Here is a 22,558-nt window from a genome sequence, read left to right as displayed (position 1 = left end):
TACCGGACGCCGGTCGACGAAGTCCCGGCCCTGGGAGAGCGTGCTGGCACCCGGTGAGGCGGAGAGGACCCCGCGGATGACGCTGCGCGGGGTCCTCTCCGAAAGGGCCTCGACCTGCGCGTGTGCTCAGACGCTGCGGAACGCCGCGACGGCGTTGTGTCCGCCGAATCCGAAGGAGTTGCTGATGGCGATGTGATCGCCCTCACCGAGCGGGACTGCCGCGCCGACACGCAGGGGAATCTCCGGGTCCTGCTCCGAGATGTTGATCGTCGGGGGAGCGAGCCGGTGGTGCAGCGCCAGTACCGTGAAGACCGCCTCGAGCGCCCCGGTGCCTCCGAGCAGGTGGCCCGTCGAGGCCTTGGTCGCAGAGACCGGGATCTCGTGCACGCGGTCTCCGAACACCGAGAGCAGCGCCTTGTACTCGGCGATGTCGCCCGTCGGTGTCGAGGTGGCGTGGGCATTGATGTGTGTGACGTCCTCCGTGGAGGCGTCGGCCTGTTCCAGCGCCTGCCGTACGGCACGAGACGCTCCGAGACCCTCGGGCTCGGGAGCGGTGATGTGGTACGAGTCGGCGGTGACGGCTCCGCCGGCGACGATGGCGTAGATCCGGGCGCCCCGCGCCCGCGCGTGCTCCTCGGTCTCCAAGACGAGGGCGGCCGCACCCTCTCCCATCACGAAGCCGTCTCGGTCGATGCTGTAGGGACGGGATGCGTGCGCGGGGTCGTCGTTGCGGCGCGAGAGAGCCTGCATCGACGAGAAGGCGGCGAGGGTGATCGGGTGGATCACCGACTCCGTGCCGCCCGCGATCACGACATCGGCAAGGCCCAGCCGAATGTGCTCGACCGCGTTGACGATGGACTCGGTGCTGGATGCGCAGGCCGAAGCGACGGTGCGTGCATACGCTCGCGCCTCCAGATGCATCGAGATCGCGGCCGCCGGCGCGTTCGGCATGAGCATCGGGACAGACATCGGCATGACCCGACGCGGACCCTTCTCACGAAGTGTGTCCCACCCGTCCAGGAGCGTCCAGAGTCCACCGATGCCGGTGGCGAAGTCGACACCCAGCCGCTCGGGATCCACCTGAGGCGCACCCGCATCCGCCCACGCTTCGCGTGCCGCGACGAGCGCATATTGCGAGGACGGATCGAGCCGCTTGGCTTCGGGTCGGGCGAGAACGGTGTCGGCAGGGACGCGTGCGGAGGCCGCGAACGTGACGGGCAGGTCGTACTGCGCGACCCATTCGTGCTCAAGGGTGCGCGCGCCGGATTCGCCGGCGAGCAATGCGGACCAGGATTCGGGCGCGGTTCCGCCGATGGGCGTGGTGGCGCCGATACCGGTGACGACGATGCGTGAACTGCTCATGGAGACCTCAGGGACGGTCCGGTGGGGGCGGTGCCCCCACCGGGGACGGACGTTACGCCTGGTTCGACGTGATGTAGGTGACCGCGTCGCCGACGGTCTTGAGGTTCTTCACCTCGTCGTCGGGGATCGTCACGCCGAACTTCTCCTCGGCGTTGACGACGATGGTCATCATCGAGATCGAGTCGATGTCGAGGTCGTCGGTGAACGACTTCTCCATGGCGACCTCGTCGGCCGAGATGCCCGTCTCGTCGGTGATGAGTTCGGCGAGTCCTGCGAGGACGTCGTCGTTCGTGAGTGCCATGGGTGTCTCCCTCTGGGTTGTTGTGGGTGGGTTGCGGTCAGTGCCGACCTCGGGCGAGGTCGTCCTGTCAGTCTAGAGTTCGGGAACGGCGCGTCACGGGAGCACGACGACCTGCGCGCCGTACACGAGACCCGCGCCAAAACCGATCTGCAGGGCGAGTCCACCGCTGAGTTCGGGGTGCTCCGACAAGAGGCGATGCGTCGCGAGCGGGATGGACGCGGCGGAAGTGTTGCCGGTCGTCTCGATGTCGCGCCCGATGATCACCGAGTCGGGAAGACCAAGCTGTTTGGCGAACTCGTCGATGATACGCATGTTCGCCTGGTGGGGCACGAACGCCGCGAGATCGGATGCCTCCACTCCCGCCGCGTTGAGTGCCTCCCGGGCGACCTTGACCATCTCCCAGACCGCCCAGCGGAACACGGTGGGTCCCTCCTGGCGGAGCGTGGGCCACGGTGCGAGACCATCGCGGAATTCGGTGAGGGTGTGATTCATGGTGACGGCGTCCGCCTTCGAGCCGTCCGAACCCCACACTGTCGGCCCGATTCCGGGGGTGTCGGAGGGGCCGACGACGGCGGCGCCGGCACCGTCACCGAGAAGGAAGGAGATGGAGCGGTCGGTCGGGTCGACGATGTCACTGAGCTTCTCCGCGCCGATCACGACCGCGTAGTGCGCTCCGCCGCCGCGGATCAGCGCGTCCGCCTGCGCCACGCCGTAGGCAAAACCGGCGCACGCCGCGTTGAGGTCGTAGGCGGCGGCATCCTTTGCGCCGATCCGTTCTGCGACGATCGCCGACACCGACGGGGTTTGTCTCGGGTTGGAGATCGTCGCGACGACCACGGCGTCGATCTGCTCGGGCCGGAGGCCTGAGGAGGCGACCGCTTCGGCGGCGGCATCCGTTGCGAGATCGATCGCGGTCGTGGTCTCGACCGCGCGCACCCGGGTCACGATGCCCGTACGTTGACGGATCCACTCGTCGCTCGAATCGATCGGCCCGACCAGCTCGTCGTTCGGGACGACCCGCTCGCCTCGGGCCGCGCCATAGGCATAGATGCGGGTATGGGCCGCGCCCTGCGGCTGGCGGAGCGTCGCGCTCATTCGGATTCTCCTTGAGTGGCTGCGGGGGCGAGCAGATCGACAGCTGCCTCGAGGTCGCCGGGAGTCTTGACCGCGACCGAGGGTACTCCCCGCAGAGCCCGCTTTGCGAGCCCGACAAGCGTGCCGCCGGGAGCGAACTCGATGATCCCGGTCACACCCACCGCGGCAAAGGCGCTCATGCACGCATCCCATCGCACGGGGGAGGCAATCTGGTCCACGACGAACGAGAGTGCCTCGGTTCCGTCGGCGACGACCGAGCCGTCGCGGTTGGTCCACAGAGTGACCGTGGGGGATGACGCGCTCACAGCGGAGACAGCTGATCGCAGAACCTCAACAGCGGGCGCCATGTAGTGGGTGTGGAAGGCGCCGGCGACCGACAGGGGGATGACGCGTGTGCCCGCCGGAGGCTCGGCGGCCAGCGCCGCGAGAGCGGATGCGGCGCCCGCGGCGACGATCTGACCTCCGCCGTTGAAATTCGCGGGAGTCAAGCCCAGCTCTGCCAGCCGCGCCTCGACGGCGGACTGGTCCCCGCCGATCACGGCGCTCATCCCGGTCTCGGTGAGCGACGCTGCGTCGGCCATCGCGCGCCCGCGGATGCCGACCAGCCGAAGCGCGTCCTCGGGCTCGATCACTCCCGCAGCCGCGAGCGCGGCGAACTCGCCGACCGAGTGCCCGGCGACGCCGTCGAACCCGCGCGGATGACGAGCCGTCAACAGTTCCCAGGACAGAAGTGACGCGGCCACGATGAGCGGCTGCGCGACCCGTGTGTCTCTGATCGCCTCGGCGTCCGCCTCGGTGCCGGCCTCGATGAGGTCGACCTCCGCCCATTGCGAGAACTGCTCGAGGCGGGGGCGTACCCCCTCGATCTCGAGCCACGGCTCGAGGAAGCCGGGTGTTTGGGAGCCCTGACCCGGGAAGACAGCGATGATCACCATCCCATCCTGCCAGTGTGTCTGGAGGGCATTCTGGAGACGATCACCGAGAAACCCGGTCATCGTTTGTCGCGGGTCTACACCCTCACGCGGAGACCCGACGGTGCAGTGCTGCCGGTCGACGCCTCACGGATTCTGCGCCCATGGACCCGAGGATGAGGGCTGTCTGCAGGATGAGCGCCTCGCGGGGCCCGGTCGCGTCCCAACCGATGACCTCGGAGACCCGCTTGAGGCGGTAGCGCACCGTGTTGGGGTGCACGAACAGCTCGCGGGCAGTCGCTTCCAGGGAACGGCCGTTGTCGAGGTAACTCCACAGCGTCGTGACCAGATCCGTGGAGTGCGCCTGAAGCGGACGATAGATGCGCTCGATCAGGGTCTGCTTGGCCAGAGGATCACCGGCGAGCGCGCGTTCAGGAAGCAAGTCGTCCGCTTCGACGGGGCGGGGCGCGTGGCGCCAGGCGCGCGCCACCGCGAATCCTGCGAGCGCCGCGCGCGCACTCAGGCTTGCGTCCACGAGCGCCGGCACGGCGGGCCCGAGCACGAGGTAGCCCGGACCGAACCCGGGCTCGAGCCGGCGGGCGATCTCGGGGAAGGGCAGGTCCGGTTCCGGCTCCTCCGAGCGGGGTGAAGGTTCGGACCTCCCGATCACCAGCACGAGCCGAGATCCCTGCACGCCGATGAGAACGTCGACGCCGAGCTTGCGCGCGGTGCGCCGCAGCTGATCGACATCGAACTGCGGCGGTGTCGTTCCCACCAGCACAGCGACCTCGCCGTGACCATGCCAGCCGAGAGCCGCGATGCGGCTGGGCAGCTCCTCGTCGGTCTCGCCGGTGAGGATCGAGTCGACCACGAGCGCCTCCAGGCGCGCATCCCACAGCCCGCGGGCTTCGGCCGCGCGGGCGTAGACGTCTGCGGCCGCGAAGGCGACTTCACGGGAATAGAGCAGGATCGCTTCGCGCAGGCTCTCGCTCTTGCTCGCGATCCGCTCCTCCGTGACCGTGACAGAGACGCGGATGAGCTGCAGCGTCTGTTGCAGGCTCACGCTTCGCAACAACTCCCGCGGTGCCGCAGCGAAGATGTCCGCCGCGATCCACGGGGTCGATTCGGGGTCGTCGTACCACTGGATGAATGAGGTGATCCCCGCCTGTGCCACCAGTCCCACCGCCGATCTGCGCGCCGGCGGCATCTCGGAGTACCAGGGCAGACTCTGCTCAAGTCGCTGGATGGTTGCCGTGGCGAGATCACCCGAGATGCGTCGTAGCCACGCGAGGGTCTCGGCTTTGTCGGTGGGGTGAGCTGTCATGGCCGGGGCGTCAGCTCTCCCCGCCTGCGTTCCCGCTCGTTCCCGCGGACACATCGTGCAGGCGATACTTCTCGATCGCCTGGGCAGCGAGCGATCGATCGACCGCGCCGTCCTCTGCCAACGACTGGAGCGCGCGCACCACAATCGACGGGCCGTCGATCTTGAAGAAGCGACGCGCCGCCGGACGCGTGTCCGAGAAGCCGAAGCCGTCCGCGCCCAACGTCGCGAACCGGCCCGGTACCCACGGGCGGATCTGATCTTGCACGGCGTGCATGAAGTCGCTCACCGCGACGACCGGTCCCTGCGCGTCCCGCAGCTTCTGCGTGATGTAGGCGGTGCGCGGCTCCTGGTCGGGGTGCAGGAAGTTGTGCTCATCGGCGGCCAGGCCGTCGCGACGCAACTCCGACCAAGACGTGACCGACCATACGTCAGCCTGAACACCCCAGTCGTCGCGCAGCAGCTGCTGCGCCTCCAGTGCCCACGGCACCCCCACTCCCGATGCCAGAAGCTGGGTGCGCGGACCGTCGCCTTCCGCAGTCGCGATCCGGTGAATACCGCGCACGATCCCCTCGACATCGACGCCCTCGGGCTCCGCGGGCTGGACCAGCGGCTCGTTGTAGACCGTGAGGTAGTACATGACGTCGGGGTCCGGGTGGTGGCCTCCGTACATCCGCTCCAGGCCGGACTGCACGATGTGGGCGATCTCGTACCCGAACGCGGGATCGTAGGACACGGTCGCGGGGTTCGTCGACGCCAGAAGCTGCGAGTGCCCGTCCGCGTGCTGCAGTCCCTCGCCCGTCAGTGTCGTGCGACCCGCCGTCGCACCGATCACGAAGCCGCGCGCCATCTGGTCGCCGGCGGCCCACTGTGCATCACCGGTGCGCTGGAAGCCGAACATCGAATAGAAGACGTAGACGGGGATGAGGGGCTCGCCGTGCGTCGCATACGAGGTTCCGGTCGCCGTGAACGCGGCAACCGCGCCGGCTTCGTTGATCCCGACGTGCATGATCTGCCCCTGCGGGCTTTCTTTGTACGCCAACAGCAGATCACGGTCGACCGACGTGTAGTTCTGGCCGTGGGGGTTGTAGATCTTCTGCGTCGGGAAGAAGGCGTCGATCCCGAAGGTTCTCGCCTCGTCCGGGATGATCGGCACGATGCGGTTGCCGAAGCCCTTGGCGCGCAGCAGATCCTTCAGCAGGCGGACGAACGCCATCGTCGTGGCGACCTCCTGCGTACCCGATCCCTTCTTCGGCAGCGCGTACACGTCGTCGCCGGGCAGGGTGATCGCCGTGTGCGAGGTGCGGCGCTGCGGGAGGAAACCTCCCAGTGCCCGACGGCGCTCCATCATGTACTGGATCGTCTCGTCCTGGGGGCCGGGGTTGTAGTACGGCGGCAGGTAGGGGTTCTCTTCGAGCTGGGCATCCGAAATCGGAATGCGCATCGAGTCGCGGAAGTGCTTCAGGTCCTCGAGCGTCATCTTCTTCATCTGGTGCGTCGCATTGCGCCCCTCGAAGTGGTGACCGAGACCGTAGCCCTTGATCGTCTTGGCGATGATGACCGTCGGCTGACCCTTGTGTTCGATCGCGGCCTTGTACGCGGCGTACACCTTGCGGTAATCCAGACCGCCTCGGCGCAGTCGGCCCCAGATCTCTTCATCGGACCAGTCCTTCACGAGCGCGGCCGTGCGCTCGTCGCGCCCGAAGAAGTGCTCGCGGATGAAGGCGCCGTCTTCGGCGCGGTAGGTCTGGAAGTCACCATCCGGCGTCGTGTTCATGAGGTGCACGAGGGCGCCGTCGGTGTCCTTCGCGAGCAGCTCGTCCCATCCGCTACCCCAGACCACCTTGATGACATTCCAGCCGGCGCCGCGGAAGAAGCTCTCGAGCTCCTGGATGATCTTGCCGTTGCCGCGCACCGGGCCGTCGAGGCGCTGGAGGTTCGCGTTGATCACGAACGTCAGGTTGTCGAGGCCTTCGTTTGCCGCCACCTGCAGCTGGCCCCGGCTTTCGACCTCGTCCATTTCGCCGTCACCGAGGAATGCCCAGACATGGCTGTCGCTGACATCCTTGATCCCGCGGTTGGTGAGGTACTTGTTCGCCATTGCCTGGTAGATCGCGTTGATGGGGCCGAGTCCCATCGACACGGTCGGGAACTGCCAGTAGTCAGGCATGAGACGGGGGTGCGGATACGACGGCAGGCCGTTGGGTGCCGCGGACTTCTCCTGCCGGAACCCATCGAGCTGCGCCTCCGTGAGGCGCCCCTCGAGGAAAGATCGTGCATAGATTCCCGGCGACGCGTGCCCCTGGATGAAGACCTGGTCGCCGCCGGAGGGGTGATCGGGTCCGCGGAAGAAGTGGTTGAACCCGACCTCATACAGTGAGGCCGACGACGCGTAGGTGGAGATGTGACCGCCCACGCTGATGCCGGGGCGCTGCGCGCGGTGCACCGTGATGGCGGCGTTCCACCGGATCCAGCGACGGTAGCGCCGCTCGAGCTCCTCATCGCCGGGGAACTCGGGCTCGGCATCCGGCGAAATGGTGTTGATGTAGTCCGTGGTCGGAACCTGCGGGACATTCAACTGAAGCTCGTGCGAGGTCTGCAACAGGCTGAGCATGATCTCCCGGCCGCGCCCGTGGCCCTTGGCCGAGACGAGCTGCTGCAGGGACTCCTGCCATTCCGCGGTCTCTTCGGGGTCGCTGTCGAGCGGGCCCTGCGAGTACGGATCCTGATCGTTGACGGTCACGTGAAACCTTTCTTCGACGGGCAGGGTGTGCCACGAACTGGCGGCCGTGCGTTGCAGGGTGAGCACCGCAGGGTCTGGTTCGACACGTGTCGGTACGGCGAACCACGACCCAGCCTAGCGATTCCCGCATCCGGTTGGAGCGGTGGGGCAACGGTGCCGCAGACGCCGAAACGGTGGATGGCGTGTCTGCACCGTAGACTCCCATCGAGGGCCTTTAGCTCAGCTGGTAGAGCGCCACGTTTACACCGTGGATGTCGTCGGTTCGATCCCGGCAGGGCCCACATGAACGCGAGCCCCGACGATCAGCGTCGTCTTCTTGAGATCGCCGCTCTCGACACACGCATCCGCGTCGCTGCCGCTGCGGCGCGTTCACCGGAGCAGGCCGCGAGAGTCTCGGAGCTGATGCAGGCACGCACCGAGCTCAATCAGGAGCTCGTCCGTGCTCGCGGCGACGTCGACGACGTCCGCGCGGAGCAGCGGCGATTGGATGACGACCTCAAGGTCGTCGAAGCCCGCATCGCGCGCGACGCGGCGCGTCTTGCGGACTCGGCCAACGCGAAAGAAGCGCAGAGTCTGGAGCACGAGCTTGCGGCCCTCGCGCGGCGCAAGAGCGACTTGGAAGACGCTGATCTTGACGCGATGGAGCGCGCCGAAGCAGCGGAAGAAGTCGTCGCGCAGCTCGAAGCGCGGCTTCGGGATATCAATGAGGAAGGCGCTGACCTCAGCGCCGCCGCGAAGTCGGCCGTTGCCGCGGCCCAGGCCGACCAAGCGGCAGCGGCGCGAGACCGGGACGCTGTTGCCGCGACCGTTCCTGCCGACCTTCTCGGGCTCTACGACAAGCTCGCGCAGCGAAGCGCCGGCGCTGCGCTCCTGCGCCGACAGACCTGCGAAGGCTGCCACATGGTGCTCGCGGGGAGCGACCTCAGCGCGCTGCGCACCGCTGCACCGGACGCTGTCGTGACGTGCCCCGAGTGCGGCTGCATCCTTGTCCGCACGGAGGAATCCGGTCTCTAGCCGGAGCACGGCGTGTCATGCGGCGATGCTCGCCGCGTAGACTCGGCGGTGCGAATGGGTCGGCCGGACGGTCGCGTCGCGGTGAGGCCGCGCCGAGGAACGTCCGGGCTCCACAGAGCAGGGCGGTGGGTAACACCCACCCGGAGCAATCCGCGAGACAGTGCCACAGAAAGCAGACCGCCGGGCCCGTCCCGGTAAGGGTGAAAGGGTGGTGTAAGAGACCACCGGAGTCGTGGTGACACGACCCGCACGGTAAACCTCGTCCGGAGCAAGGCCAGACAGGGGATGACGACGCTGCTCGCCGAGTCCCCGGGTAGGCCGCTAGAGCGGCGCGGCAACGCGTCGCCGAGAGAGATGACCGTCGACGGAGCGTCAGCTCCCGAACAGAACCCGGCGTACAGGCCGGCCCATTCGCCCTCCGGCTCGCGTGATCGCGCGAGCCGGGTTCCTCAGCTGGCCGAGGTCGTCTCGGCCAGCTGAGGCATCGCGCCCAGCGAGAGCGCGGCGGCGCCGATGATGCCGGAGTTGTTGCGGTGCACCGCGGGAACGATGGGCGTGTTCAGCGTCAGCAGCGGCAGGAACTCGTCCGGATGCTTGGACACTCCGCCGCCGACGACGAACAGGTCGGGGGAGAAGAGGAACTCCAGGTGGCTGTAGTACCACTGGAGCCGTTTGGCCCACTTTTCCCACGTGAGGTCCTCACGCTCTTTCGCGGAGTAGGCGGCGTAGTACTCCGCATCCTTGTCTTTGCCCGGCCGCGCGAGGTGCCCGAGCTCGGAGTTGGGAATGAGCACGCCGTTGTAGATCATCGCCGAGCCGATTCCCGTGCCGAGCGTTGTGAGCAGGACGAGTCCGCTGACGCCCTTGGCTGCCCCGTAGCGGACCTCCGCCACCCCGGCGACATCCGCGTCGTTGGCGAAATGGATGTCGCGACCCAGCCCGTCCTCGAAGAACTTCTCCGCTTCGAAACCGATCCACTTGTCCGACACGTTCGCCGCTGACAGGGTCTTGCCGTTCTTGACGATCGCGGGGAAGGCGACCCCGAGCGGGATGTCGGAATCGGCGACCTCGAGTGTGTCGAGAACCTGCCTGACGGCCTCCAGGACCGCGGGCGGCTCAGCGCCGACGGGCGTCGGAACCTTGATGCGATCGGTGACCAGTTCACCCGCTTCGAGGTCGACGACACCTCCCTTGATTCCCGTGCCGCCGATGTCGATGCCCACTGCTCGGGTCAGCTCAGATGCCATGCGATCAGCCTACCCATCCGCGCGCTCTCGATCAGTAGGATCGAGTCAACGGAACGCACCGAGGGAGCAGACGTGGCCGCTGATGCCGAGAAGTACTGGTACAACCTGACCACCGGTCAGGTGGAGAAGGGCTTCGAGTCGCCCGCGGTTGACCGCGCGGGCCCGTTCGACACGGCCGAAGAGGCAGCTCGAGCACCCGAGATCATGAAGGAGCGGTCGCGCGCCTGGGCCGACGACGAGGCTCGCGAGGATTCCTGGGGCACCGGCGGCAACGCCGCCCACTGACGTTCCTACGAGAGGACAGCCATGGACAAGCAGCGGGACTTCGTCCTTCGCACGATCGAGGAGCGCGGCGTCAAGTTCGTGCGTCTCTGGTTCACCGACGTCATCGGCACTCTGAAGTCAGTGGCTGTCGCTCCCGCCGAGGTCGAGGGTGCCTTCACTGAGGGGCTGGGCTTCGACGGTTCGGCGATCGAAGGACTCACTCGTTCCTACGAGTCCGATCTGCTCGCGCACCCCGACCCCACGACGTTCCAAACGTTGCCGTGGCGCGGCGAGATCGACCCGACCGCGCGCATGTTCTGTGACATCACGACGCCTGATGGACAGCCTGCCGTCGCCGACCCGCGCCACGTCCTCAAGCGGACATTGGCCAAAGCCGCGGACGCCGGTTTCACGTTCTACACCCACCCCGAGATCGAGTTCTACCTCCTGAAGTCCTCGTCCTATGGGCCCGAGGGGCCAGAGCCGGTCGACTCCGCGGGGTACTTCGACAATGTTCCCGGCGGCACCGCCCATGACTTCCGACGCCGCTCCGTGCGGATGCTGGAGGATCTGGGGATCTCCGTTGAGTACAGCCACCACGAGGGCGGCCCCGGCCAGAACGAGATCGACCTTCGCTACGCCGACGCGCTCGCGACCGCGGACAACATCATGACGTTCCGCACCGTCATCAAGGAGGTGGCGATCGAACAGGGCGTGTACGCGACCTTCATGCCCAAGCCTCTGAGCGGCAAGCCCGGAAGCGGCATGCACACGCACATGTCCTTGTTCGAGGGCGACGTCAACGCGTTCTACGAGGAGGGCGCGCAGTACCAACTCTCGAAAGTCGGGAGACAGTTCATCGCGGGGCTCCTGCGGCATGCGAACGAGATCAGCGCGGTGACCAACCAGTTCGTGAACTCCTACAAGAGGCTGTGGGGAGGCGACGAGGCACCGAGCTTCATCTGCTGGGGCCACAACAACCGTTCCGCGCTCGTGCGCGTTCCGCTGTACAAACCCAATAAGGGCCAGTCGTCCCGGGTCGAGTATCGCGCGCTCGATTCGGCGGCCAATCCGTACCTGGCGTATGCGCTCCTTCTCGCGGCAGGCCTGAAGGGGATCGAAGAGGGATACGAGCTCCCGGCCGAGGCCGAGGACAACGTGTGGTCCCTCACCGACTCCGAGCGACGCGCACTCGGCTATGCGCCGCTGCCGGCGAGCCTGGACCACGCGCTCGAGTACATGGAAGACTCCGAACTGGTCGCGGAAACGCTCGGTGAGCAGGTGTTCAACTACGTCCTGCTCAACAAGCGTCGCGAATGGCAGGAGTACCGCTCGCAGGTGACTCCGTATGAGCTGAAGAGCAATCTCGAGATGCTCTGACCGCTCGGGGACCGTTGATGGCATCCACCGAACGGACCACGGGACTGACCGATCTGGCCCGTGCGGGCTTCAGCGAGCTCGCCCAGGCCGATGCCGGGCTCACGGAGCTCGCCGAGACTCTGGGCCGGGCCCGCGCCGATATCGGTGCGCCGGCGTCGCGCGCCGCTGATCCGGATGCCGCGCTGCACGCGCTCCTCCGTGTGGCGCGCCGCGACAGCGAGGCGCTGCGCGGCGCCGCGGCCGACGAGCGACGCTGGTCGGACCTCTGGTTGTTGCTCGGGGCATCGCGCGGTTTCGGGGAGTTCTACGCGCGGCATCCGGGAGAGATCGCGGCGCTCGATGGCGGGGCCGTCCGTCTTCCGACAGACGCGGAGCTCACTGACACGCTGCTGAACGCTGTCGGCGCCGAGGCGGGCTTTGCCGATGACGGCTCCGAGCAGGCGTGGGTCAGACTCCGTGTGGCGTACCGCACCCAGGTGGCGCGCATCGCACTGTTCGATCTGTCGCACACGGCGCCCGAATCGGTGTTGGAAGCGGTTGCGGCCGCGCTGGCCGATGCGGCAGGGGCCGCGCTGGAGGCCTCCCTGTGCATCGCTCGCACGCGGATCTCGACGGGCGGACCGGCGGGCCAGTTCTCTCGCGAGCAGGTCGACGCTACCCAGCTGGCGATCATCGGAATGGGCAAGTGCGGTGCTCGCGAGCTCAACTACGTCTCCGACGTCGATGTGATCTTCGTCGCCGGAACGGATGACGAGTCCCTCGTCTCCGAGAGTCGCGCCGTCGATATCGGCACTCGCCTGGCTGTGCAGACGATGCGGGGTATCTCGGGTGTCGAGGTCGAACCTCCGCTGTGGGAGGTGGATCCGAACCTCCGGCCGGAGGGCAAGCAGGGGGCGCTCGTGCGGACGCTCGATTCGCACGTGGCGTACTACGAGCGGTGGGCCAAGAGCTGGGAGTTCCAGGCGCTGCTGAAGGCCCGTCCGATCGCGGGCAACCCCTCCCTGGGTGAGGCGTATGTGGCAGAGGTTCAGCCGCGGGTGTGGGCCAGCGCCGCGCGCGAGAACTTCGTCGACAGCGTCCAACGGATGCGCGAGCGGGTGACATACCACATCCCGCCGGACGAGGTCTCTCAGCAGATCAAGCTCGGGCCCGGCGGCATCCGCGATGTCGAGTTCACGGTTCAACTCCTGCAGCTCGTGCATGGCCTGAGCGACGAGGCGATTCGGCAACGGGGGACACTGCCGGCAATCGATGCGCTGGTCGCCGAGGGCTACATCGGGCGCGCCGACGCCGCCGCGTTTGCACGCGACTACCGGCTGCTTCGGCTGATGGAGCATCGACTCCAGTTGCGCCGGCTGTCGCGCACACACCTCATGCCCACCGATCCCGACGAGCTGCGGGTGCTCGCTCGCGCAACGGGTCTGGCCGACACCGGCGCGGCCCTCCTCGATCAGTGGGAGACCATCAAGCGCGAAGTGCGCGATATCCACGTGCGGCTCTTCTACCGGCCGCTGCTGTCGGCGGTCGCGGCACTTCCCGCCGAGGAACGCAGCCTGTCGGAGGATCAGGCTCACGATCGGCTCGCCGCGATCGGGTTCTCGGACCCCCCGGGTGCTCTGCGCCACATCCGCGCACTCACGACCGGCCTCAGTCGTAAGGCCACGATCCAGCGTCACCTCATGCCCGTCATGATCCGATGGTTCGCCGACGGTGTCGACCCCGACTACGGACTGATCTCCTTCCGTCGCCTGAGCGAGCGCCTCGGTGACACGCCCTGGTTCCTGCGCATGCTCCGCGACTCGACGGGGGCGGCCGAACGTCTCACGCGTGTCCTTTCCGGTTCGCGGTACGTGGGTGAACTCGTCGAGTGGATACCGGAGTCGGCTGCATGGCTGGATGACGAGGACCACCTTCGCCCGCGCTCGGGTCTGGCGCTGCAGGAGGAGGCTCGCGCCATTCAGACGCGCCACTCCTCGATCGAGGACGCGGCACGAGCGGTTCGCGCTCTGCGTCGCCGGGAGGTGCTGCGCACAGCGATGGGCGGCATCCTGGGCATTTTGTCGATTGCGGAGATCGCGGACGCGCTGACGACGATCACGGAGGTCACCATCCAGGCCACTCTGCGCGCCGTGCGGCGCGAGGTGGTTCCCCCCGAGGACGACGCACTCGATTTCTCCGTGATCGCGATGGGGCGCTTCGGGGGTGCGGAGCTCGGGTTCGGGTCGGATGCCGATGTGCTCTACGTCTACCGTGCCAACGGTGTGGAAGAGAGCCGCGCGGCCCAGCTTGCGAACGCTCTGGTGGCGGGATTGCGGCAGCACTCCGAGGATCAGCGTCTCCCACTGGATCTGGATGCCGATCTGCGACCGGAGGGACGCAACGGGCCGATCGTCCGGTCGCTGGATGCCTACGCGGCCTACTACCGGCGATGGTCGCTGTCGTGGGAGGCGCAAGCTCTCCTGCGCTCCCGAGGAGTGGCCGGCAGTGTGAAGCTGATCGGCGCGTTCACCGACCTCGCCGACTCCGTGCGATACCCCGTGTCAGCGGACGCCGCCGGTCTGCGTGAGATCAAGCGCATCAAGGCGCGTGTCGAGAACGAACGACTGCCACAGGGGGTCGATCCCGCCCGGCATCTCAAGCTGGGCCCGGGCTCACTCAGCGACGTCGAGTGGCTTGTCCAGCTTCTCCAACTCCAGCACGCCCATGCCATACCCGAACTGCGGACCACGTCCACGCTTCGCGCGTTGGACGCCCTGGCGACACACTCGCTGCTTCCCAGCAGCGCCGTCGAGCGTCTGCGGCAGGCGTGGGTTCTGGCGAGCCGACTGCGCTCTGCCAACACGTTGCTTTCGGGTCAGACCAGCGATGTGCTGCCCGCGGATCGCCGCAAGCTGGACGGACTCGCGCGCTTGCTCGAATACCCGCCGCATTCTGCGTCCCAGGTCGAAGAGGACTACTTGGGTGCCACTCGTCGGGCGCGGCGCGTCTTCGAGAAGTACTTCTACGGCTGAGCGGCTTCCGCGACACCGTAGACGCGGAATGGCCCGCATCCGAGGGGATGCGGGCCATTCGCGTGGTCTGATCTCAGACGCCGAAGTACAGCTCGGCTTGAGGATCTGAGAACCGGAGGGGGTTCCGCAGGCTCACACTTCCCTGCAAACACAGGGAAGTGCAATGGTGAGCATGAGTGGGGTCGCTGCTGCGGCTGTCCGAGAACCCGTCCGTTTACTCGATACTTGGCCGTCCTACGGGGGTCGCTGGAGGTCTGCGGGTGGTGCCGCCTACCTCATTGATATGAGCGACGACCGCCCCCGCCTCTGGACTCCGCAGGAGCTTGCGGAGTACACGGGCATCCCGATCAGGACGCTCGCTGACTGGCGGACAGAGCGTGCGCGCAGCCGAGGTCTCGGGTTGCCGTTCGTCGCACTCTCGTCGCACAACGTTCGCTACCGCGATGAGGATGTAGAGGCGTTCATCGCGGGGCGGATCGTGGCCCCGACGGAAAGTGCGGGCGACTGATGGCTCGGCCGAAGCGCGCGCTCGGCGAACTTGGCAAGGTGACCTACACCGTTGAGCCGAACGGCCTGGTCATCGCGCGGGCGCGGGTCTATGACGGCAACGGGCAAGAGCGTCGTCCCAGCGGCAGCGGAGCGACTGAGGCTGAGGCTCTGACCGCGTTGCAGGAAGCGGCTGATGTCGTTGTCGGTCGAGTCCTGGCGCGACGAACACAGCTCATGACCGTCGCTGAGCTGGCGACGACGTGGCTGAAGACGGCGTACCACGACGATGATCCTCGGGTGCTGCGTCAGCGCCGCGAGCAGACCGTCGATGGCTACGCCTCGGTGGTGCGCGCGCATGTCATCCCGCGCGCTGGGGTCATCCCCATCGCCGACATCACTGCCGACCGTGCTGATGGGCTGCTTATGGACATCGCACGGGAGAAGTCGGTGACGACCGCGAACAAGGTTCGGAACGTGATGTCGCTGATGTTCGACTGGGCGATCCAGCAGGGGCATTTCTCGGCTGCCGGGTCGATCCAGAACACACGGTACGGGGCGGTCGTCGTGGCGAACCCGATCCGTGCGACCAGACGAGCGGACGAGCCGGACACGGTGTACTTCGAACTCGACGCGGTGCAGGTCAAGTACATCCTCCACCTCATCCGCGAGGTGTGGCCCGAGCGGCACCGGAAGCGGTATCCAGTGGGCCGACGGCCCAACTACAAGCTGCTCGCCGACTACATCCTCATCACGCTCGGCACCTCAGAGCGGACAGCGGAACCGATTGCAATCCGGTTCCAGGACGTGCGGTTCGAGGCGGTGGAACAACCGGATGGAAGCCTCACGATGGAGGCGCTCGTCTGGGTCGGCGGGACGATGGTTCGCACCAAGTCCCGCGGCCTGTTCCGCCAGGACTCACCCAAGGCGGAGCGGCAGAAGCGTTGGGTTCGCGTGCCGAAGTTCGCGGCGAAGGTACTGAGCGAACTCGTGGCGAGCCACGTTCCCGACCCCGAACGCAATCCAGACGACGTGCTGTTCACGTCCGAGCGCGGCCGTCCGCGCGACCCCAGCGCCGTTGGCGAGTTGCTCAGGATGTTCCGCCGCGAGTTCGAGCCGGAACTGCTGGCTATCGGGGTCGACGCCGAGCATCTCACCTTCCGCAGTCTGCGCAAGGCGGTCGCTGCGGCGGTGTCGGACATGGCAGGCGTCGAGGTCGCACGCGACCTGCTCGGGCACAGCAGCACCGACATCACGGAAGGGCACTACGCGAAGCGTCCCGACCTCATCGTCGAGGTCGCGGCTGACGCGCTCGACGAGGCGTTCGCGGGCATCGACGCATGAACTGTAAGGCTCAAGAAGGGGATGCCGTATGAACACTTGTATTGTCCAGAGTGTGCAGGCGGGGTAGGATGGGGTCATGACCATGACGAGCTTGACGATCAACCCGGAGGATGTGCGCTCCAGCGCCGGGGCGCGCCCGGCTTGGCTGAAGCAGGTCGCCGCGTATGTACAGCAGGCGGCAGCCGATGGGGAGACGGTGACGCTGACGGCGAAGCGCCGCATGATGACCCCCGAGCAGGTCGCCGACGCGATGGGCGTGTCTCGTCCCACCATCTCGCGGAAGATCAAGGCGGGGGAGATTCGCGCGGTCAAGGTCGGCAATCGCAATCGCATCCCCTACGAGGAGTTCGAGCGGTACTGGCGCAAGACGATGGGCGACCTCGTGGAGCTGACGCGCGATGAACTCCGTGACGACCTCTTCGGCGATCAGTGAGCTGACGCGCGTTCTCCTGGACGCGAACATCATCGCTAAGCCCATCACTCGGACTCTGCTGGTCGTCGGCGGGGTGCCGAGCGGCCTCCGCGCCTCTGGAGCCGGGCTGCCGAGCGGGAGGCCCAGGTGCACATGCGCCCGAGGGCGTTGCCGCCGTCGAGTGTCCGGGAGCGATTCGACGTCTTGCTCGGGCCGACCGGCACGGGTGCGGAACGCTTCGGAGGCACGAAGGGCGCGGATCGGCAGATCCTTGCCGATGCTGCGGCCGGGGGCGCGCGGTTCCTGGTCACCGAGGATGTGGACGACTACGGGCTGGACGATCTTGCTAGCGTCGGCATTTCGGCGGCGAACCCCGATCTGTTCCTCGCCGCGCGGCTCACCCGCGATGCGTACTCGACGGTGATCGACCTGTTCGTCGAGCGTCAGCTCAACCCGCCGACCACGCCCGCGCAGTTCCATGCCGCCATCGCCAGGGATCATCCTCGCCTGTTCGCCGCACACGCGGACCTCTACGAGGTCGAGCCCGAGCAAGGCATCCACGGCGAACCGGAGGTGATCTTTCGCGGTGCGCGCTGCCTGCGTTGCGAGCAGATCATCGCCGACCCCGCCACGATCATCGACGGGCGCGGCCCGGAGTGTCGCTGAGCTACAGCCGCGGGGCGTTGCCCGGCGGCGCGGCAGGGGGCGTCGCGGGGACGAACGGGGCCGCGGGCTCACGACCCGCACCCTCCCGCGACCCGAGGTTCGGTTCGTAGGAGCGCACTGCTTCGACGGTCAGCTCGACCCGCTCGGACTCTGGCGCGGCGGGCTCGCGTGCCGGTTCGTCCTGCATCGCGGCGAGCTGGGACTCGACGCGGGCGAGGTCTTCCTCGGCATCGGCGAGAGCCTGAGTGTGGCGGAACGGCTGGCCGAGGCGCTGCTGGGTGTCGGCGACGGTCTGCTCGGCTTCTTCCAGGTCTTCGCGGGCCTGGTCGAGGAGTGCGGGGATGCCGCTGACACGGTTCTCGATGCGCTGCACGAGCCCGAGCCCGGCTTCCAGGAACGACTCCTTCGGCATCGTGAATCCCGAGCGGGGCACCTCGGGCAGGGAGACGGTCACATCGAGGGCGGCGAGCCCGGAGCGGGCCTCGACGTGGATGTCGAAGCCTGAGATGCGGCCGATGATCCCGAAGTCCTTGTGCCCGTACCCGGGCAGCCACTTCAGCCCGGAGTCGCCCATCCACGCGGCGAGGGCGTGCGCGGCTTCGGAGCGGGAGTCGTAGTCGCGTGCGCCGAGCGTGATGCGGAACCTGTCGCCGCTCGTGTCGATCATCCGTGGGGCAGCGGCTTCCAGTCCGCGGATGTCCGCGGCGGCGCGCTCGGCGGCTGACCGGGCGCGGTTGCCGGTGTGGACGAGCATGTCCTCGTTGCGTTCGTGAGCGCGCTGCAAGCGGCGGAGCCGGTTCACCTCGTTGAGGATGACGGAGTGCTCCAGCAGGAGCGGGTTGCCGGAGGCGATGGCTTTGGCTTCGGCTGCGGACAGCGCGGAGGTGTCGATCTCCTCGATCTCTCGGGCGTTGATCTTGCCGCGCAGGAGTTGCGCGAACGACGCGGCCTTCCGCTCGACGGTCTGCCACATGTAGGAGTCGAAGGAACGCTCGGTGACGTAGCGGACGATCGCCACTTCCTCGTTCTGGTTGCCCTGCCGCATGATGCGCCCGTCGCGCTGCGCGATGTCGGAGGGCCGCCACGGGCAGTCCAGGTGGTGCAGTGCGATGGCGCGGGCCTGGACGTTCGTGCCGACGCCCATCTTCTCCGTCGATCCGAAGAGCACGGCGACGTGGCCGGCGCGGGCCGCGGCGAACAGGCGGGCCTTCTCCAAATCGGTCTTCGCCTCGTGCATGTACCTGACCTGCTCGGCGGGGATACCGCGCTGCACGAGCTGCTGCCGCAACTCGTCGTAGGCGTTCCACCTGTCCTGGTTCGGGGTGCCGATATCGGAGAACACGAGTTGGAGCGACCCGCGCACCGTGGAGGGCTGCCCGGTCAGCGTGTCGAGGTACTCGTTGTCTCGGGTGCGCTCCCAGATGCGGTGGATCGCGTCGGCGGCGACGTCGACCTTGCTCGGCCCGGACGGGTCGCGGGGGACGACCATGCGGATGTCGAGCGCGGCCTTGCGCCCGTCGGTGGCGATCAGGAGCATGTTGTCCTCGTCGGGCCGCACCTGGCGGGTGGCGACCTTCTCGGCGCGCTCGGCGAGGGAGGCGACGTACTGCTCCAGCTCGACGGTCGGCTGCACCGGCACGGTGGAGGGCGCGCGGCTGCCGTCGTCGCGCTGCACGAGCGCGGGCACGGGCAGGTCGAGGTCGTCGGCGGTCTTCACGTCGGCGAACACCGACCACATACGCAGCAGCTCCTGCCCGTTCTGGAACCGGGCGAAGCGGGTCTTCATTCGGAAGGTGCTGCCGGTCGGCGAGATCTCCATTTGCGTGACCAGCTCGCCGAACGTCGCCGCCCACGCATCGAACGCGCCGACACCCGCCGACTCCAGCACGTCGGGCCGCAGGTATCGCTGCATGACATAGGTTTCGGTGATCGAGTTCGAGATGGGTGTCGCCGTCGCCGCGGTCACAACCCGCTCGCGTCCTGCCGAGCGAAGATATTCGAGCTTCATGTGCAGGTCGCTCGCGCGATCCGAGCCCTCGATGGCGGCGTCGCGGATGTTCGACTCCGTGGCGAGGTTCTTGTACATGTGCATCTCGTCGACGATGACGTAGTCGATGCCGGTGTCCTCGAAGCAGACGCCGCGGTCGCGGTCGGTATCGGTGCGCTCCTTCAGCTTGTTCTCCATCGCCAGGAGCTTGCGCTGGATGCGCTTGACGCTCATCCGCTGCTCGCCGGTAGCCTCGCCCAGCACTCGCCGCACGTCCTCGACCTGCCCGCGGATGTACTGTGCCTGCGTCTCGGCGCGCAGCGGAATCTTGGCGAACGCGCCCTGGGTGACGATGATCGCGTCCCACTCGTTCGCGGCAGCGCGGGCGACGAACAGCCGCCGCTTGTCTGCCGTGAGATCGAGGCTCGACGCCGCGAGCACACGGGCGCGCGGGTAGATCTGCAGCCACTCGCGCCCGAACTGCTCCAGCATGTGATTGGGCACGACCACGACGGGCTTGCTGATGAGTCCCATCCGGCGCATCTCCATTGCGCCCATGATCATTTCCGCGGTCTTGCCCGCGCCGACCTCGTGGAACAGACCCGCGGCGGGCTCGGACACCATGCGCGCGACCGCGGCCCGCTGGTGCGTGCGCGGCTCGAAGTTCGACGCCAGGCCGGGCAACGACAAATACGCCCCGGCATCCGTGTAGTCGCGGAGCACGATGGAGTTGAAGCGCCGGTTGTACTCGTCCACGAGTGCCTGCGCGCGGGCCGGGTCTTCCCACACCCAATCGCTGAACCGCTCCTGGAGTGCGTCGGCCTTCTCCTGAGCGGCGGCGGTTTCGACGGGGTTGAGCACGCGGCGCACCTTGCCGTCGATGTCCTTCTCCTCGTCGTAGACGAGCATCGTCCGCTGCTCCATGACGGCCTGGGCGATGTCCGGCGCGGGGCGGCGCGGTGTGCCCCACTCCGAGGTGGAGGGCAGCCCCTGCCGTCCGCCGCGGATCTCCCACATGCCTGGCAGCGGGTTCTCCACGCGAACGTCGGGCGCGCGCAGGGTGCTCCGCAGGAACTGCTCGTGCACGTCGGCGCTGATCCAGACCGCGCCGAGCTTCGCGTGGATGTCCTGGATGCCCAGCGGCGCGGGCAACACCTCAGCGAGCGCATCGACGTTGACCTGGAACTCCGGGTTGTCCTCGGCGCGGAGCCGTGCCGCTTCGAGCTTGACCCGCACGTCGCCCGACAGATACTCCGGCGCGTGGATGAGCTGGTTCGTGACTGGATCGGCGAACACGAGCGTTCCCAGCGCCTCGCGCGCCTCGCGGTCGTTCATGCCGAGCAGGTCGGCGACGAGAGTGATGTCGATGCGGCCAGTGCGGTCGAGGCTGACCGCGATGGCATCGGCCGGGTTGTCGACACCCTGCACCTCGGCGCGCGGCACCACCACGCGGTGACTCATGATCGCGGCAGGCGACGCGGACTGATCCTCGTCGTCGAACTGTTCGAGTGCGAGCACCAGGGGACCGAACGGATCGGAGCGCAGCAGGCGGATCGCGGTCGGCACGATGCGGGCGAAGGTCTCCTCGCCATCCTCGTTCGTGCGCCCGGTGGGGCGCAGCGTGTAGCGGTTCAGCGCCCCGTAGGTGCCGACGTACTTCAGGTAGTCGCGACGTAGCGTCGTGCGGGTGAGCACGATGTCAGGCGTGTCGTCCACGCTCGCAGCCTCCGCGGTCAGCAGGCGGGATGCCCCGTCGCGCAGACGCAGCAGGACGCGCAGCTCGCGCTCGGCGGACTTCGGCACCGCGAGCGGCTCCAGCCCGCCTGAGACCACGGTGCGGAAGCCGCCGCTCTCGCTCGCCACGATGCTGCCGTCCCACAACTCCGGCGCCGACGGCGTGAACGCGGCCCGGCGCGCCTGCTGCTCGGCGGTCCGCTCCGTGATCGTCAGCCCGGCACGGCGAGCGGAGAACACGAGCTGGTCGACGGCGACGGCGAGCTCCGCCTCCAGGTCCGCCAGGTCGGTCGTGATGGTGAGCGTGGCCGCGTCGTACATCCCGTGGCCGACGCCGACCTCCCCGAGCATCTGCTCCGGGTGCTCATCGAAGTAGCGGTTGATCCGCATCGGCACGTCGTCGATGGGCACCTGCGCGACCGTCTCCCAGGCGTCGTCGCGCATCTGCTCGCCGTCCGGTCGCCGCCGGAACACGAGCAGGTCGGTGACGACCTCCGTCCCTGCGGCTCGGCGGTGCGCCCCGGTGGGCAGGCGGATCGCGCCCACGAGGTCGGCCAGCTCGTTCATCTCCCGCCGCGCCCCGGGGTTCTGTGCGTCCATCGTGTAGTGGGAGGTCAGCACCGCGACGAGGCCGCCCGGCCGGGTCAGGCGTAGCGACTTGATGATGAAGTGGTTGTGCATCGATTGCCGGGTCGCGTTGTGAAGCGGATCGTGCAGGGTGAGGTTGCTGAACGGCACGTTGCCGATGGCGGCGTCGAAGTGTCCTTCGGGCAGTCGCGTGTCGGCGAAGGACTCGGCACGGACGGTCGCGTGCGGGTACAGCTCGGCGCAGATCGCCGCCGTCAGGGGGTCGAGTTCCACTCCGGTCATCTGTGCCGACTCCGGCGCGAGGCCGATGAACGTGCCCGCCCCGGAGCCGGGCTCGAGGACCGCACCTCCGCGGAACCCCAGCCCGTCCAGCAGTCGCCACACCTGCCGGGCGATCATCGGGTCGGTGTAATGCGCGTTGATGGTCGTCCGCCCCGCAGCCTCCCACTCGTCGTCGCTCAGCAGCTCGCGCAGCTCGGCGCGCTCGGCGTCCCACTCGGGCTTCAGGTCATCGAACACCTCGGGGATCGCGCCCCAGCTCGACCAGCGGGCGAGCACGCGCTGCCCCTCCGGGGATGCAGCGCGACCCGTGGAGTTCAGATCGTGGATGAGCTGGATGGCTTCCACGTTCGCCCGATAGCGTGCCTTCGCGCCCGACGGCCCGAGGTCGTCCTGCGAGGCGGGGATGAAGC

The 22,558-nt window shown here is 67.8% G+C and carries 16 protein-coding genes, 1 tRNA gene and 1 other RNA gene; 10 read left to right on the top strand and 8 right to left on the bottom strand.

Features of this window, described 5'->3' with window-relative positions:
• Nucleotides 1–126: 126 nt before the first annotated feature.
• The 6 genes from AC3ENO_RS04150 to aceE all read right to left on the bottom strand — a co-directional run bounded on the left by AC3ENO_RS04150 (nt 127) and on the right by aceE (nt 7,733).
• Nucleotides 127–1,362 carry a beta-ketoacyl-[acyl-carrier-protein] synthase family protein gene (locus AC3ENO_RS04150; protein WP_434969342.1) on the bottom strand — a complete coding sequence of 412 codons (1,236 nt, stop codon included), beginning with the start codon at nt 1,360–1,362 and terminating at the stop codon, nt 127–129.
• Between the two features lie 52 nt (nt 1,363–1,414).
• Complete coding sequence (locus AC3ENO_RS04145; protein WP_195691493.1) at nt 1,415–1,663, bottom strand: acyl carrier protein; 249 nt, start codon at nt 1,661–1,663, stop codon at nt 1,415–1,417.
• A gap of 93 nt (nt 1,664–1,756) precedes the next feature.
• Entirely contained in the window at nt 1,757–2,758 is a 1,002-nt protein-coding gene (locus AC3ENO_RS04140) for a beta-ketoacyl-ACP synthase III (RefSeq protein WP_434969341.1), read from the bottom strand.
• The gene (locus AC3ENO_RS04135) at nt 2,755–3,690 is read right to left on the bottom strand and encodes an ACP S-malonyltransferase (RefSeq protein WP_434969415.1); all 936 of its coding nucleotides are present in this window, start codon (nt 3,688–3,690) and stop codon (nt 2,755–2,757) included. Before AC3ENO_RS04135 ends, AC3ENO_RS04140 begins: the two co-directional genes overlap by 4 nt.
• A gap of 85 nt (nt 3,691–3,775) precedes the next feature.
• Complete coding sequence (locus AC3ENO_RS04130) at nt 3,776–4,993, bottom strand: PucR family transcriptional regulator (protein WP_434969340.1); 1,218 nt, start codon at nt 4,991–4,993, stop codon at nt 3,776–3,778.
• A 10-nt stretch (nt 4,994–5,003) separates the two neighbouring features.
• On the bottom strand, nt 5,004–7,733 hold the full coding sequence (gene aceE / locus AC3ENO_RS04125) for a pyruvate dehydrogenase (acetyl-transferring), homodimeric type (protein WP_434969339.1): 2,730 nt from the start codon (nt 7,731–7,733) through the stop codon (nt 5,004–5,006).
• 208 nt (nt 7,734–7,941) lie between these two features.
• On the opposite strand from aceE, the gene AC3ENO_RS04120 reads away from it, so the two are divergent.
• From AC3ENO_RS04120 to rnpB, 3 genes are all read left to right on the top strand, one after another.
• Nucleotides 7,942–8,014, top strand: a tRNA-Val gene (locus AC3ENO_RS04120).
• 1 nt (nt 8,015) lies between these two features.
• On the top strand, nt 8,016–8,747 hold the full coding sequence (locus tag AC3ENO_RS04115) for a zinc ribbon domain-containing protein (protein WP_434969338.1): 732 nt from the start codon (nt 8,016–8,018) through the stop codon (nt 8,745–8,747).
• A gap of 55 nt (nt 8,748–8,802) precedes the next feature.
• Nucleotides 8,803–9,161, top strand: an RNA gene (rnpB, locus tag AC3ENO_RS04110) — RNase P RNA component class A.
• Between the two features lie 35 nt (nt 9,162–9,196).
• Here rnpB and ppgK read toward each other — a convergent pair.
• Complete coding sequence (ppgK, locus tag AC3ENO_RS04105; RefSeq protein ID WP_434969337.1) at nt 9,197–9,994, bottom strand: polyphosphate--glucose phosphotransferase; 798 nt, start codon at nt 9,992–9,994, stop codon at nt 9,197–9,199.
• 72 nt (nt 9,995–10,066) lie between these two features.
• Here ppgK and AC3ENO_RS04100 point away from each other — a divergent pair, with 72 nt between their 5' ends.
• The 7 genes from AC3ENO_RS04100 (at nt 10,067) to AC3ENO_RS04070 (ending at nt 17,557) form a co-directional block, all read left to right on the top strand.
• A complete protein-coding gene (locus tag AC3ENO_RS04100) occupies nt 10,067–10,279 on the top strand; it encodes an SPOR domain-containing protein (protein ID WP_434969335.1) in 213 nt (70 codons plus the stop codon).
• A gap of 21 nt (nt 10,280–10,300) precedes the next feature.
• On the top strand, nt 10,301–11,638 hold the full coding sequence (locus AC3ENO_RS04095) for a glutamine synthetase family protein (RefSeq protein WP_434969334.1): 1,338 nt from the start codon (nt 10,301–10,303) through the stop codon (nt 11,636–11,638).
• A gap of 17 nt (nt 11,639–11,655) precedes the next feature.
• Entirely contained in the window at nt 11,656–14,649 is a 2,994-nt protein-coding gene (locus AC3ENO_RS04090) for a bifunctional [glutamine synthetase] adenylyltransferase/[glutamine synthetase]-adenylyl-L-tyrosine phosphorylase (RefSeq protein WP_434969333.1), read from the top strand.
• Between the two features lie 283 nt (nt 14,650–14,932).
• Complete coding sequence (locus AC3ENO_RS04085) at nt 14,933–15,157, top strand: helix-turn-helix transcriptional regulator (protein ID WP_434969332.1); 225 nt, start codon at nt 14,933–14,935, stop codon at nt 15,155–15,157.
• Nucleotides 15,157–16,479 carry a tyrosine-type recombinase/integrase gene (locus AC3ENO_RS04080; RefSeq protein WP_434969331.1) on the top strand — a complete coding sequence of 441 codons (1,323 nt, stop codon included), beginning with the start codon at nt 15,157–15,159 and terminating at the stop codon, nt 16,477–16,479. Before AC3ENO_RS04085 ends, AC3ENO_RS04080 begins: the two co-directional genes overlap by 1 nt.
• 76 nt (nt 16,480–16,555) lie before the next feature.
• Nucleotides 16,556–16,912, top strand: coding sequence for a helix-turn-helix domain-containing protein (locus tag AC3ENO_RS04075; protein WP_434969330.1), 357 nt, complete (start codon nt 16,556–16,558; stop codon nt 16,910–16,912).
• A 126-nt stretch (nt 16,913–17,038) separates the two neighbouring features.
• Entirely contained in the window at nt 17,039–17,557 is a 519-nt protein-coding gene (locus tag AC3ENO_RS04070; RefSeq protein WP_434969329.1) for a hypothetical protein, read from the top strand.
• A 1-nt stretch (nt 17,558) separates the two neighbouring features.
• Here AC3ENO_RS04070 and AC3ENO_RS04065 read toward each other — a convergent pair whose 3' ends face one another.
• Nucleotides 17,559–22,493, bottom strand: a complete 4,935-nt coding sequence (locus AC3ENO_RS04065; protein ID WP_434969328.1) for a helicase — start codon at nt 22,491–22,493, stop codon at nt 17,559–17,561.
• Between the last annotated feature and the right edge of the window lie 65 nt (nt 22,494–22,558).

The organism is Microbacterium sp. bgisy207 (assembly GCF_057706855.1).
The sequence above is the reverse complement of the archived record's forward strand: the minus strand, read 5'-3'. Positions and strand labels throughout refer to the sequence as shown.